We start from the raw sequence: 14,570 nt of genomic DNA, 5'->3' as shown, positions 1-14,570 counted from the left end.
AATATGGAATTCTCAATAGATAACAATATTAACGAAGGTGCAGTTATTAAAGTTATCGGTGTTGGCGGTGGCGGTGGCAATGCCATCAACCGTATGATCGAGGAAAACGTCAAAGGCGTTGAATTTATCGCGTCAAACACTGATGTACAAGCTCTTAAAAATTCAAAAGCAGAAACAGTTATTCAATTAGGCCCTAAATATACACGCGGTTTAGGTGCTGGTTCACAGCCTGAAGTTGGTCAAAAATCAGCAGAAGAAAGTGAACAAGCAATCCGTGATGCATTAGAAGGTGCTGACATGGTCTTTATTACTGCCGGAATGGGTGGGGGAACTGGTACTGGTGCAGCACCGATTGTTGCGAAAATCGCTAAAGATTTAGGTGCATTAACAGTAGGAGTCGTTACTCGTCCATTTAGCTTTGAAGGACCAAAACGCGGACGTTTTGCCGCAGAAGGCATTTCATTGCTTAAAGAAAACGTTGATACACTATTAATCATTTCAAACAATCGTTTACTTGAAGTTGTTGATAAGAAAACGCCAATGCTTGAGGCCTTCCGTGAAGCAGACAATGTTTTACGTCAAGGAGTGCAAGGGATTTCTGATTTGATTACAGCTCCTGGCTATGTCAACTTGGACTTCGCTGATGTGAAAACAGTTATGGCTAATCAAGGTACTGCTTTGATGGGTATTGGTGTTGCTAGCGGTGAAGATCGTGTTGTCGAAGCGACGAAAAAAGCTATTTCTTCTCCATTATTAGAAACATCTATTGATGGTGCAGAACAAGTATTGTTAAATATTACTGGCGGTTTAGATATGACGCTATTTGAGGCACAAGATGCTTCTGACATCGTTGCTAGTGCAGCTACAGGCGATGTAAATATTATTTTAGGTACATCAATCAGCGAAGAATTAGGCGATGAAATTCGCGTGACAGTAATTGCGACAGGAATTGACCCAACAAAAAAGGAGCGTAAGGCTACACGTAACACACAACGTGCTAGTCAAATCCAATCAGTTCCACAAAAGCAAAATTTAGATATCGAACCTTCAAGAAATAATGAAGGGCAATCTGCATTTGGCGAATGGGATATTCGTAAAGAAGAAAATATCCGCCCGAAGGTTGAAGAAACACAATTTGATAACATCGAAAAGAAAGAATTCGAAACCTTCAATCGTGAAGAAGTAAAACCTGAAAAAGACGAAGAACTAGATACACCACCATTCTTTCGCCGTAGAAAATAAAAGGGGGAGAGCACATGATCGCTGAAAACTTGCATAAAATCGAGCAAGAAATTCAGGAGTCGTGTGCTCTTGTTTCACGTAACCCAAAGGATGTTACAATGGTTGCGGTGACCAAGAGTGTCGACTCCAAAACAGCAAGTGAACTCGTTGAGTTGGGAATTTTGGATTTAGCGGAAAATAGGGTAGATAAATTACTAGAGAAAAAGCAAAGTCTTTCACAACATCAGCAGATTAAATGGCATCTTATTGGTAATTTACAGCGTCGCAAGGTAAAATTGATTATAAATGAAATTGATTATTTTCATGCACTGGACAGTTTGCGTTTAGCACAAGAAATTCAAAAACGTGCGGAACATCAAATAGATTGTTTTATTGAGATAAATGTTTCTGGTGAAGAATCGAAGCATGGGCTCAACCCAGCAGAGCTTCATTCTTTTATTCAGGAAATAGCAGGGTTGGATAAGATACGAGTGATTGGTTTGATGACCATGGCTCCTTATGAAGCGAGTGAGCAGGAAGTTCGAACAATTTTTTCAACCTTGAAAGATCTTCAAGAAAGTGTGAAAAAACTAAACTTGCAATACGCCCCATGCACAGAATTGAGTATGGGAATGAGCCAAGACTTCAAAACGGCAATTGAAGAAGGCGCCACATTTGTTCGAATTGGAACGGCATTATTTAGGAAAGGTTAGGTAAAGTTAATGGGAATTAGTCTAGCAAAGATCACTGATTTTTTTGGTTTAGCAGATGATGACATGTATGAAGAAGTAGCAGCACCTGCCCCAAAGAAGCAGGTTAGCCGCCCACAAAGCGCGCCTAAAAAAGAACGCGTAACGGCACGTTCAACATACCAAAAGCAAGAAAGACCAAAAGAAAGAGTACAGCAAAAAGTACAGGAGCGAGTACAACAACCAGTTGTTGAAACTCCTACGAATCGACGGGCAGAGGCTGTGATGAAAAAAGCAGAAAGTATGCCTAAGAAAAGTGAAAAAGTCGTGTCTATGCCAAACAATAACAGTCGGGCACAACGACTTGCTCCAAGAATGGAAGAAAAGAAAAAAGACCGCATCTCAGTGGTTGAACCAAGAGCCTATAATGAAGCGATGACAATCGCCAAACGTGTTGGACAAGGCGAAGTGGTTCTAATTAATTTTCAATCTTTAGATGAGATGAAGGCAAGACGTGTGGTTGATTTTCTAACGGGCGCGGTATTTATGATTGATGGCGATATTAAGCGTGTTGGCAATGAGATGTTCTTATGTACGCCGACAAATGTTGAAATTACGAATACTGCATTGAGCTCAATGGTTGATGATGATATTTATGGATTAGGAATGTAAAGGAGCCGCTTATTTGAATCTACTTATTACACTTTTTTACTATTTAAATCGTTTAGTTTATCTCTATACGATACTTTTAGTTGTTTATGCGTTGATGTCATGGTTCCCAGGAGCCTACCAATCTAGATTTGGTCAGCTTTTAGGCCGAATTTGTGAGCCGTTTCTTAATTTGTTTCGACGGTTGCCATTACAATTTGGCGGGATTGATTTTTCAGTGATGGCTGCGATTTTAGCGTTAAATTTTGCAATGGGGGTATTACAAAGAATTCTGATAAATATTATTTATTAAGGAGGTGGCACTATGAATGCGAATGTCTATCAACATTTTAGACCAGAAGAGCATCCATTTGTTGACAGTGTTGGCGATTGGCTAGAACAAGTTGAAAGCCAGTACGCTCCTTATTTGACGAATTTTTTAGATCCTCGTCAGGCGTATATTTTAGAAACATTGATTCGTGAAAATAGCGAATTAAAATTTTCTTTTTATGGCGGTTATGAAGATGCAGAACGTTGTCGCTGCATGATTTATCCTGATTATTACGAGCCGCAGATCGATGATTTTGAACTGGTGATGATTGAGATCAATTATCCGCAAAAGTTCACTGAACTTTCTCATGGAAAGATTCTGGGGACGTTGATGAATGCGGGAATTAAGCGTGATTATTTTGGGGATATTATTTCTGACGGTGATCGTTGGCAAATCTTTTTAGCAAAAGAATCTGCTAGCTATATCGTTAGTCAAGTAACAAAAATTGGTCGTGTGACAGTTCATTTAGAGGAACGGCCTTACACAGACATTATTATTCCTAAAGATAGCTGGTTAGAAGAAACTACTACAGCAACTTCTCTGCGACTGGATGCAATTATTTCAACCGTCTACAATATATCGCGTCAGCGTTCAAAACAGTTAGTAGAAGCCGGCAAGGTGAAAGTCAACTGGTCAGTAAATGAACGCCCAGATTATTTGCTAGATTTATTAGATGTCGTTTCAGTCCGGGGATTTGGTCGAATTCAGATTCAAGGATTAGAGGGAAAAACAAAGAAAGAGAAATTTCGTTTGCGTTTAGGCGTTTTGCGAAAATAAAATTTATGAGGTGAACAAAAAAATGGCATTAACTCCATTAGATATTCAAAATAAGAATTTCTCCACGAAAATGCGTGGCTATAACCAAGATGAGGTCGATGACTTCTTAGATATGATCGTTCGCGATTATGAAGACAGTATCGCCAAAAATCGTGAATTAGAAAAAGCATTGAAGCATTCAGAGGAAAAATTAGAGTACTTCAATGAATTGAAGGAAGCGTTGAACCAATCAATCGTTGTAGCACAAGATACCGCTGATAAGGTTAAATCTTCTGCAAGCAAGGAATCTGAAGTAATTGTCACATCTGCTCAAAACCGTGCAGATGAACTGATTTCTAATGCAATGCAAAAGGCTAACTTGTTGACGACAACTGCCGAAGACAAAGCAAAAGAAATTCTAACTGATGCTACTTCTAAAGCTCGTCAATTAGCTGCGGAAACAAATGACTTGAAAAAGAAAACGCGTGTTTTCCATCAACAATTATTGTTGCTGTTAGAAACACAAATCGATCAAGCGCGCAGTGGTGATTGGGAAGAAGTCCTAAAACCAATGTCTTCCTATGTGGGAGATGGACATGAAGTTCTGAAAGAAGTTTTAGCTAATGAACTTGACAACGATGATGTGGTTGCAGTAGACTCAGATGAACCAATTATTACTCCTGAACCTGAAGAAGATATGGGATTAACGATTGACATTCCTGAATTAATTAAATCAGACGAAAACTAAGCTAATCTAGAATAGAAAAGCTGATTAGATTCTTTTAGCGAGCCGATGATAGTGGAAGTTCGGCAGACCCTCTAATTAGAAAGATCCTCTAGATCATGCGGTTGTGAAATATTAGTAGCAATCGACGGGTCATTCCGTTAACAATGATTAGAGGAAACTTTTTGGTTTCAAATTTTGGGTGGTACCACGACAAGCTCGTCCCTTTGCGGACAAGCTTGTTTTTTTGTGTTTTTAAACTTTTGATTTATCAAGGACTATTCAATCTTGAGTAGTACCTTAAAATAGAAAAAGGAGACGATTGATAGTGAAGACAAAAGAGACCCTTCAACTAGGTAAAACTGGGTTCCCGATGCGTGGCAATTTGCCAAATCGTGAAGGACAATGGGAAAAAGAATGGGAAGAAAATAAAATTTACGAAAAGCGTCAAAAATTAAATGAAGGAAAACCAACCTTTGTTCTCCACGATGGCCCTCCATATGCTAATGGAAACATCCATATTGGACATGCACTAAATAAAATTAGTAAAGATATCATCGTGCGCTCAAAATCAATGTCAGGTTTTCGTGCACCTTATGTACCGGGCTGGGATACACATGGATTGCCAATCGAACAAGTTCTTGCTAATAAAGGAATCAAACGAAAAGAAATGACGATGGCTGAGTATCGAAAAAAATGTGAGGAATATGCGCTATCACAAGTGGATAAGCAGCGAGATGATTTCAAACGGTTAGGGATCGCTGGTGAGTGGGACAATCCTTACATCACTCTTACTCCTGATTACGAGGCAGCTGAAATTCGTGTGTTCGGTAAAATGGCAGAAAAAGGCTACATTTATAAAGGATTAAAACCAATCTATTGGTCACCATCTAGCGAGTCATCATTGGCCGAAGCGGAAGTTGAATACAAGGATGTTAAATCGCCTTCTATTTTTGTTGCATTTAAGGTTAAGGATGGTAAAGGAATTCTGGATACAGATACTTCATTTATTATCTGGACAACGACTCCATGGACTTTACCAGCTAACCAAGGAATTTCTGCAAACCCAGCGTATACTTACGTGGTGGTGGAAGCAGATGGGAGAAAATTTGTTGTTGCGAAAGACTTATTGGCAAATGTTGCTGAGGAGTTGGATTGGACAGATCCTAAGGTTATTAAAGAAGTTAACGGAAAAGACTTAGAGTATATGACTGCGCAACATCCATTTTATGATCGAGAATCTCTAGTCATCTTAGGCGATCACGTCACATTAGATGCCGGTACTGGACTGGTTCATACAGCGCCTGGACATGGGGAAGATGATTATTTTGCCTGGAAGAAATATCGTAAAGACATCATTTCCCCCGTTGATGATCGCGGTGTTATGACTGCTGATGCGCCTGGATTTGAAGGAGTCTTTTATGACAAGGTCAATCCAATGGTCACAGAACTGTTAGAAAAAAATGGGGCTTTATTGAAATTAGAATTCTTTACGCATAGTTATCCTCATGACTGGCGTACAAAGAAACCAATCATTTATCGTGCAACGCCTCAATGGTTTGCTTCTATTGATAAATTCCGTCAAGATATCTTAGATGAAATTGAAAAAGTTGATTGGATCATCCCATGGGGAAAAACTCGTTTGTACAATATGATTCGTGACCGTGGGGATTGGGTCATTTCTCGTCAACGTGCATGGGGAGTTCCATTGCCAATCTTCTATGGTGAAGACGGTGAGGCAATCATCACACCGGAAACAACAGAACATGTGGCACAGCTTTTCGCTGAGTATGGTTCTAACATTTGGTTTGAACGTGAAGCGAAGGATTTATTGCCAGAAGGCTTTACTCACCCAAGTTCACCAAACGGAGAATTTACAAAAGAAACAGATATTATGGATGTGTGGTTCGATTCAGGATCTTCTCACGAAGCGGTGTTACGTCAACGTGATAACTTAACATTCCCAGCTGACATGTATTTGGAAGGTTCTGACCAGTATCGTGGCTGGTTCAACTCAAGTATTACGACTAGTGTAGCTATTAATGGCGTTGCTCCATACAAGTCAGTTCTTTCTCAAGGGTTTACTTTAGATGGTGAAGGCCGAAAAATGAGTAAATCTCTAGGAAATACAATCGTACCGGATAAAGTAATCAAGCAAATGGGTGCAGATATCTTGCGTCTATGGGTCAGCAGTGTGGACTATGAAGCGGATGTTCGAGTATCAATGGATATCTTGAATCAAGTATCGGAAGTTTATCGTAAAATCCGTAATACTATGCGTTTTTTATTAGCGAATACGAGTGATTTTGAACCAACAAAACACGCAGTAGCCTATGATGATTTACGTTCAGTGGATAAATACTTGTTAGTTCGTTTGAATCAAGTGATTAAAACTGTTCGTGAAGATGGTTATGAAGCATACGACTTTACTCAAATTTACAAAACAGTCGTGAATTTCTTAACGGTTGATTTGTCTTCGTTCTATTTGGATTTCGCGAAGGATGTTGTTTATATTCAAGCGGAAGACAGTTATGAACGCCGTTGTATGCAGACAGTCTTTTATCAAGCGGCAGTTGCATTAACAAAATTATTGACGCCGATCATCCCTCACACAACGGAAGAAATCTGGAGCTATTTGAAAGAAGAAGAGGAGTATGTTCAGTTAGCAGAATTACCAAGCTATGATGAATACCCTAATCAAGCTGAATTGTTAGATACATGGAAGGCCTTTATGGATTTCCGCGACAACGTCTTGAAGGCTTTAGAAGAGGCCCGTAATGAGAAAATTATCGGTAAGTCTCTAGAAGCGAAGGTGACCATCTATCCAAATGAACAAGTAGGTGCTCTATTAACAGCACTAGATGCGGACCTTGCACAGTTATTGATCGTATCGCCAGATTCATTCAGTATTTCAAAAGAAGCAGCACCTGAAAATGCCATGACATTTGAAGATGTCGCGATCTTAGTTGAAAAAGCTGAAGGGGAAGTGTGTGATCGTTGTCGTCAAGTACGTACGACAGTTGGTGAAGATGAAAAACTTCCAAATTTATGTGCTTCATGTGCGCATATCGTTGAAGAAAATTATCCTGAGGCAGTAGCTGAAGGATTGGAATAACCCTTTATAATAGAAGAAACCCGTGTTGATTTGCGTCACACGGGTTTCTTGACGTAGAAAAAAGCTTACGGTTTTAGCCGTAAGCTTTTTTTGAATTATTCTAATTTTCCACGTTCACGATACCATTGATCCGGCTGCCACGCCCATTCGTGACCATTTTTAGCTAAGAGATCAAAGGCACATTGTGGTCCCATAGTTCCAGCAGCATAGTTTGGAAATCCTGGTGTAGTCTGATCCCAGGTAGTACGAATGCGATCAACAATCTCCCATGAGTTTGCTACTTCATCCCAGTGAGAGAAGTTAGTGCTGTCGCCGTTTAATGCATCTAATAGTAATTTTTCATAGGCTTCAGGACTATTTTCAGTGACCTCGGCACTCTGACGGAAATCCAATTTTACTGGTTCAGTATTGAAGCCTTGTCCAATTTTCTTTCCATTTAAGGTTAAGGAGAAGCCTTCTGTTGGTTGGATATAAATGGTTAAAATATTTTGTGGTAACTCTTCTCCATCGACTTCTGCTTGTTCAAAATTAAAGACATTGACGGGAACCTGTTTAAAGACAATATTGATGCGGGTGCCTTTTTCTGTCATCCGTTTGCCAGTTCGAACATAAAAAGGAACACCTGACCAACGGAAGTTGTCAATTAAAAATTTACCAGCGACAAACGTTTCCATTAAAGAATCTTTTGAGACATTTGGTTCATCATGGTAGGCGACGAATTGTTTATCATCTAACGTACCCGCGTCATATTGGCCGCGGACAAAATTTTGTAACACTTCTTCTGAGTTGTAGCGACGAATGGCTTGCAAAACTTTTACTTTTTCCTCACGAATAGATTTGTTAGAGAAAGAAGTTGGGACTTCCATTGCTAGTAGAGCAACGACTTGCAGGATATGATTTTGAACCATATCTTTTAATGCACCACTATGTTCATAGTAGCCACCGCGGTCTTCTACACCAAGGGCTTCGGAAAAGGTAATCTGTACATTTTCGATATATCGGTTATTCCAAAGGGATTCAAAGATATTATTCCCAAAACGAATCACGGAAATATTTTGAATCATTTCTTTTCCTAAATAATGATCAATTCGGAAAATATCTTGTTCGGGGAAAACTTTTCGGATCTGATTATTCAGTTCATTCGCAGAATCGTAGTCAAAGCCGAACGGTTTCTCGATCACTAATCGGTTATACCCTGTGGTGGTTAAAATTTCTTGCGACTTCAAATGGTTAACGATTGTACCAAAAAATTGAGGTGCCATGGCTAAGTAATATAGACGGTTGCCCTCTAAACCATACTTTTCATCTAATTCATCCGCTAAATCCTTTAATTGATCATAATGTTCTGTATCATTCACATCATGTGAAAGGTAGAAAAAGTGATTAGAAAATTCTTGTGCCTCTTCATCAGTAAGGGCAATATCTTTGATCGTATCACGCACAATTTCGCGATAATGCTCATCGCTCCAAGGTCTTCTAGCCGTACCAATGACGGCGAAATGCTTTGCTAAATTTCCTTTTTTATATAAACGAAATAATGAAGGGTAAAGCTTTCTCTTTGCTAAATCACCTGTACCGCCGAAGATGGTGAATAATGCTGCTTGTTCCATATGATTCACTCCTAGTTCCTAATAATGTATTCATTTTTAGAGCATCTACCATCCAAAAGAGCAGAGCTTATTTTTATCATTTGCGTTGTCAAAACTGCAAAGGGTGGACGGGGACTCATTCTATAATGAATCAACAAAAATTGTTGACGCTGCTTTGTAACTAATTGAAACCTCTTTTTGGTCATTTTGTAAAGTAATTGGACCTTCATAGGCCGCGATCGTTGAAATTTCGTATTCTTCATGGATTTTTACGCCGAGATCCATCAAATAGTCAAGCAGCTCTTTTTCATCCAAAACACGGGCAATACGTATTTTCGTACCGACTGGATAATTTGTCAGTGTTTGGCGGTCTTCTTCGTGGACGGTTTGATCCTGCTGCGGAATCATTCCGCCATGAGGACAAAAGGTTGGATGGCTCAAGTAATTATCCAATTTCTGTTCCAATTGTGAGGAGGTCACATGCTCTAATACTTCTGCTTCATCATGGACTTCATTCCACGAATAGCCAAGATGATCGACTAGAAAAACTTCCCATAATCGATGTTTACGAACGAGCGTGCTCGCTTTTTCCAAACCTGCAAGTGTCAATTGAACACCTTGATAAGGAGAGTGTTCAACTAAGCCTTCTTTAACTAGTTTATTAATCATCTCACTGACAGAAGCACCAGAAATGGACAAACCTGCAACGATTTTTTTATTGCTAACTTTTTCTTTGTCGCCACCTAATTCTAATATTAATTTTAAGTAATCTTCGCGATTCGGTGTCATTGATGTTCATCCTTTCGTAACGAAGCATATCAGATTAAGTTTACCAAATATTTTTTATTTTTTCCATTTGATTGGTCTTTTCTTTTTTAAGTCTCAGAGCCGTAATAACACAGGTAATTAAAAAAAATTTCTAAGAACACTTGCCTATCTTTTTAAAAAAAGGTAGTATATTAAAAATAAATGAGAATTGTCAAACTATTTAAAGGATTGATGTCAATGACAAAGCAACAAGTAACAGCGGCCCCGACCATGTATGATCCCTCTTTTGAGAAGGATGCATGTGGTATGGGCTTTATTGCTCAGATGGAAGGTACAGCTTCACATCAATTAGTGAAGCATGCACTAACAATGTTAGAACGAATGAACCACCGCGGCGGAACTGGTGCAGAACCAGAAACTGGTGATGGGGCAGGAATATTAGCGACGATTCCAGATAAATTCTTTCAACGTGAAGCAAAAACGGCAGGTGTATGTTTGCCTGATCGTGGACAGTACGCAGTAGGTATGTTCTTTTTACCTGCAGAAGAAGAACATAAGAATGGCTTGCAGCAGGCGCTTGTAAAAGAAATTGAAGCTGCTGGTTATTTGGTCCTTTGGCAGCGAGACGTACCGTTCCAGTATGAAAATTGTGGCCCTGGTGCCCAAAAAGTGATGCCTAGCTTTGTGCAATTATTCATAAAACGTCCGCTGGAAGTACAGACAGATCGAGATTTTGAGGATCGGTTGTATCGCTTGCGTCGTAAATTGGAGAAAACATATCACGCAGGAGAAATGGCGATTTGCAGCTTATCTAGTAAAACGATTGTTTATAAAGGAATGCTGCATGCTTATCAGGTTGGTATTTTTTATGATGACTTGCAGGATGAGGATTTTGCAGCCAGCATCGCAGTCGTTCATTCTCGCTTTTCAACTAATACATTCCCAAGTTGGGATCGTGCTCAGCCATTCCGTTTCTTAGCTCATAATGGGGAGATCAATACCCTGCGTGGATCAGAAAACTGGATGAAGAGTCATGGCATCGAAGTATATAACGAAGAGGATTCTGACTCTGCAAAGCTAGAAAATTGTATGGAGTATTTGTATCGTAATGGACGTGATATTCCTCACGCTTTAATGATGATGGTACCAGAGGCTTGGTCGGAAGAAGCAGGATTAGGCGAAGAAATGACCGCCTTCCAAGAATACAATGCCAGCTTTATGGCGCCTTGGGATGGACCGGCGGCCTTATGTTTCACGGATGGGGAAATGGTTGGTGCGACGTTGGACCGGAACGGGTTACGACCATCTCGCTATTCTATAACAAAGGATGGCTTTGTTCAGGTAGCATCTGAATCAGGTGTCGTGGATTTTGCTCCTTCTAATGTGATTGAAAAAGGTGTGTTAGGACCTGCGAATATGATCTTAGTTGATACCATCAATGGGAAATTTTACCGCAATCAAGAGATCAAAGAAAAATATGCAAAGGCTCATACCTACAAAGAATGGTTAGCTGAAAATCGTATTGAGCTTTCTCAGCTTGCTGAAACAGAAGTTCAAGAAGCCGCAGTTACGGGCAAAGAATTGCAAAGAATGTGGAAGCTGAACGGCTATACAGATGAAATTATTCGCGGAGCCTTGCTGCAAATGGCAGGGAAGGGAGAAGAGCCGGTACTTTCTATGGGGTATGATTCTCCGTTAGCTGTTTTGAGTGACAAGCCGCAATCATTGTTTACGTACTTCAAGCAGCAGTTTGCTCAAGTGACGAATCCGCCGATTGACGCGATCCGTGAACAATTGGTTATCGGAACAGAGATGTTCTTAGGACGTGACGGCGATATTCGGGTAGACGATGCTCATAACTGTCAAAAACTAAAAATTAAGAGCCCAGTTCTCAGCAGCGCTGATTTTCTAAAAATCGCTCAGTTAAATACTAAAGAGCAAAAAGCCGTAACCATTTCAACACTGTATCCTATCGGGAATAGAAATGCTTTAGAAGATGGCTTAGAACAGATGTTTAAAGAGGCTGAATCTGCGATTGATAAGGGCGCTACGATCTTGATTTTAAGTGATCGTGGGGCTGTTCAAGAAAAAATGGCGATGCCTATTCTATTAGCTGTATCAGGGTTGCATAATCATTTGGTCCGTAAAGGAAAAGCATCTTTGGCAAGTTTGGTTGTTGACTCTGCGGAAGTTTGTGAGGTTCATCATTTTGCCACTTTAATTGGATATGGTGCTAGCGGTATCCATCCTTATGGTGCGTATGCGACGTTAACTGACTTTAACATTGAAAACGGTCTGGAAAATTATCGTAAAGCTGCTGAAAAAGGGATCGTGAAGGTGATGTCCCGCATGGGTATTTCGACCATTGCTGGTTATCATGGTGCGCAGTTGTTTGAAGTTGTAGGAATCAGTCAGCCAGTAACAGATAAATACTTTACTGGGACTGCCAGCCGTATCGGCGGATTGTCGCTTTATCAAATTGAAGAAGAGTATTTGCAGCGTCATTCTCTAGCCTATGGTCCACAACAAAATGATTTGTTGGCTTCAGGAGGAAGCTTCCAATACAAGGCGGATGGCGAACATCATTTATTCAATCCGAAGACAATTTATAATTTCCAACAAGCCGTTCGAGCAGGGGATTATCAATTATTCAAACATTATGTTGAACAAATGAATCAGGAGGCCTTAGACGAACCAACAAATTTACGAGCGCTTTGGGAATTTAAAAAGGACCGTCCGGCAGTGAAACTTTCTGAGGTAGAGCCTGCTAGTAAAATCGTGAAACGCTTCAAAGTAGGAGCTATGTCTTATGGGTCGTTAAGTGAGGAAGCTCATCAATGTATCGCTGAAGCCATGAACAGTATTGGCGCGAAATCCAACAGCGGTGAAGGTGGAGAAAATCGTAAACGATTCAAACCGCAAGCAGATGGTAAGAATTTCAACAGTAAAATCAAGCAGGTCGCTTCGGGTCGTTTCGGTGTAAATGCGGAATATCTGATGAGTGCCGAAGAATTGCAGATCAAAATGGCGCAGGGAGCAAAACCAGGAGAAGGCGGGCAATTACCTGGCAATAAAGTTTTCCCTTGGGTAGCAGAAATTCGCGGATCTACACCAGGTGTGCGATTGATTTCCCCACCGCCGCATCATGATATCTATTCGATTGAAGATTTGGCTCAGCTGATCTATGACCTGAAGGCAATCAATCCGTATGCGAAAATTAATGTCAAGCTGGTTTCAAGCACAGGGGTTGGGACCATTGCGACAGGTGTAGTTAAAGCTGGAGCAGATGTTGTCGTAATCTCTGGCTATGATGGCGGAACAGGCGCTTCACCGCGTAATTCGATACGTGATGCAGGACTGCCATGGGAAATGGGTGTTGCTGAGGCACACCAAACATTAGCTATGAACAATTTACGTCAGCGGATGACACTAGAAACTGATGGCAAATTAATGACGGGCCGCGATGTGGCGATGGCGATCTTATTAGGAGCTGAAGAATACAGCTTTGCTTCGTTAGCTTTAGTGGCGATCGGTTGTGTGATGATGCGTGTTTGTAGTTTGAACACCTGTCCAGTGGGGGTAGCGACACAAAATCCGGCATTGCGGAAATTCTTTGTGGGTAAACCGGAACACTTAGTGAATATGATGTATTTCATCGCGGAAGATTTACGCGAAATTATGGCGGAATTAGGCTTCAGAAGCATCGATGAAATGATCGGTCACACAGAAGTTTTAGCGCCGCGCTTTATTGCGAAGGGTAAGGCAAAATCGTTAGACTTCTCAAGAATTCTATCGACAAGCGTTGGTATTGAACGGAAAACAGAAGATCCGTTCAAAGAAAAACGTGAATGGCCTGAATTGGATCATTTTGCTGAGGGAGCCATCAAAAATGGGGAGCAAGTAGCGATGACTTATCCAATCAATAATGTCAATCGAACAGTTGGCGCACGAATGGGCGGCTGGATCGCTGAGCGATTTGGAAACTACCAGTTGACGCCTGGTCAGATCAAATACACTTATACTGGTATTGCGGGTCAAAGCTTCGGCTCGTTCATCACCCAAGGCATGGAATTAAAGCTTATCGGTGAAGGAAATGACTACGTGGCGAAAGGTCTTAGCGGCGGTCGTGTAATTATCGTACCGCCAAAGGATGCAGCTTACGATGTAGAAAATTCACCAATCGTTGGGAATGTGGTCTGCTTCGGTGCAAATCGCGGAGAAGGATACTTCCGAGGGAAAGCAGGCGAACGTTTCTGTGTCCGTAATAGCGGGGCGAATGTGGTCGTCGAAGGCGTCGGTGATCATGGCTGTGAGTATATGACTGGCGGAGTTGCGGTCATCTTAGGGCCAACTGGTCGAAACTTTGCTGCGGGAATGTCTGGCGGGGTGGCCTATGTTTATGATCCGACAGGGACTTTTGCCGATAAATGTAACTTAGAGATGGTAGATCTTTTCAAATTAGGTGAAGCTGGCGATGATGCGGTCTTGAAGGAAATGATTGAGAAGCATCTTGCTTATACAGATTCATTGAAGGCAGCAGAATTATTGAATGATTGGGAAAATGCTCAAAAACATTTTGTCAAAGTGTACCCAAGAGAATACCACGAAATGATTCGAGTAACAGAGGAATTAGCGAAAACAGGTCTAAAAGGTGACGAATTAATTGAGAAAGCCTTCATCGAAGTGATCGGCGAACAAACGGTACCGGCTGGAAAGGAGCGTGGCTAGG

General features: G+C 40.8%; 10 protein-coding genes and 1 other annotated feature. Of the genes, 8 read left to right on the top strand and 2 right to left on the bottom strand.

Features of this window, described 5'->3' with window-relative positions; genetic code table 11:
* Positions 1–3: 3 nt before the first annotated feature.
* The 7 genes from ftsZ to ileS all read left to right on the top strand — a co-directional run bounded on the left by ftsZ (position 4) and on the right by ileS (position 7,484).
* Entirely contained in the window at positions 4–1,242 is a 1,239-nt protein-coding gene (gene ftsZ / locus J9537_RS10275) for a cell division protein FtsZ (RefSeq protein WP_010745922.1), read from the top strand.
* A gap of 14 nt (positions 1,243–1,256) precedes the next feature.
* Entirely contained in the window at positions 1,257–1,934 is a 678-nt protein-coding gene (locus J9537_RS10270; protein ID WP_218256095.1) for a YggS family pyridoxal phosphate-dependent enzyme, read from the top strand.
* Between the two features lie 9 nt (positions 1,935–1,943).
* Positions 1,944–2,582 (top strand): cell division protein SepF, encoded by a 639-nt coding sequence (locus J9537_RS10265; protein WP_010745924.1) that lies wholly within the window; start codon positions 1,944–1,946, stop codon positions 2,580–2,582.
* A 13-nt stretch (positions 2,583–2,595) separates the two neighbouring features.
* Positions 2,596–2,871, top strand: coding sequence for a YggT family protein (locus tag J9537_RS10260; RefSeq protein WP_174520502.1), 276 nt, complete (start codon positions 2,596–2,598; stop codon positions 2,869–2,871).
* 12 nt (positions 2,872–2,883) lie between these two features.
* Positions 2,884–3,666 carry a YlmH family RNA-binding protein gene (locus tag J9537_RS10255; protein ID WP_010745926.1) on the top strand — a complete coding sequence of 261 codons (783 nt, stop codon included), beginning with the start codon at positions 2,884–2,886 and terminating at the stop codon, positions 3,664–3,666.
* Positions 3,667–3,688: 22 nt separating this feature from the next.
* Positions 3,689–4,393: a DivIVA domain-containing protein gene (locus J9537_RS10250; RefSeq protein ID WP_218256093.1), complete on the top strand. Its 705-nt coding sequence runs from the start codon at positions 3,689–3,691 to the stop codon at positions 4,391–4,393.
* Positions 4,386–4,599: a binding site (T-box leader), on the top strand. Its footprint overlaps the gene before it by 8 nt.
* Positions 4,600–4,697: 98 nt before the next feature.
* A complete protein-coding gene (ileS, locus tag J9537_RS10245; protein WP_218256091.1) occupies positions 4,698–7,484 on the top strand; it encodes an isoleucine--tRNA ligase in 2,787 nt (928 codons plus the stop codon).
* A gap of 95 nt (positions 7,485–7,579) precedes the next feature.
* Here ileS and zwf read toward each other — a convergent pair whose 3' ends face one another.
* Together zwf and efaR are read right to left on the bottom strand one after the other, a co-directional pair.
* Complete coding sequence (zwf, locus tag J9537_RS10240) at positions 7,580–9,094, bottom strand: glucose-6-phosphate dehydrogenase (protein WP_218256089.1); 1,515 nt, start codon at positions 9,092–9,094, stop codon at positions 7,580–7,582.
* Positions 9,095–9,214: 120 nt separating this feature from the next.
* On the bottom strand, positions 9,215–9,862 hold the full coding sequence (efaR, locus tag J9537_RS10235) for a transcriptional regulator EfaR (RefSeq protein WP_010745930.1): 648 nt from the start codon (positions 9,860–9,862) through the stop codon (positions 9,215–9,217).
* 210 nt (positions 9,863–10,072) lie between these two features.
* On the opposite strand from efaR, the gene gltB reads away from it, so the two are divergent.
* Positions 10,073–14,569 (top strand): glutamate synthase large subunit, encoded by a 4,497-nt coding sequence (gltB, locus tag J9537_RS10230; protein WP_425333181.1) that lies wholly within the window; start codon positions 10,073–10,075, stop codon positions 14,567–14,569.
* Position 14,570: the final 1 nt, after the last annotated feature.

Origin of the sequence: Enterococcus raffinosus (genome assembly GCF_019175485.1) — a bacterium.
Classification (GTDB): Bacteria; Bacillota; Bacilli; order Lactobacillales; family Enterococcaceae; genus Enterococcus_A; species Enterococcus_A raffinosus.
The sequence above is the reverse complement of the archived record's forward strand: the minus strand, read 5'-3'. Positions and strand labels throughout refer to the sequence as shown.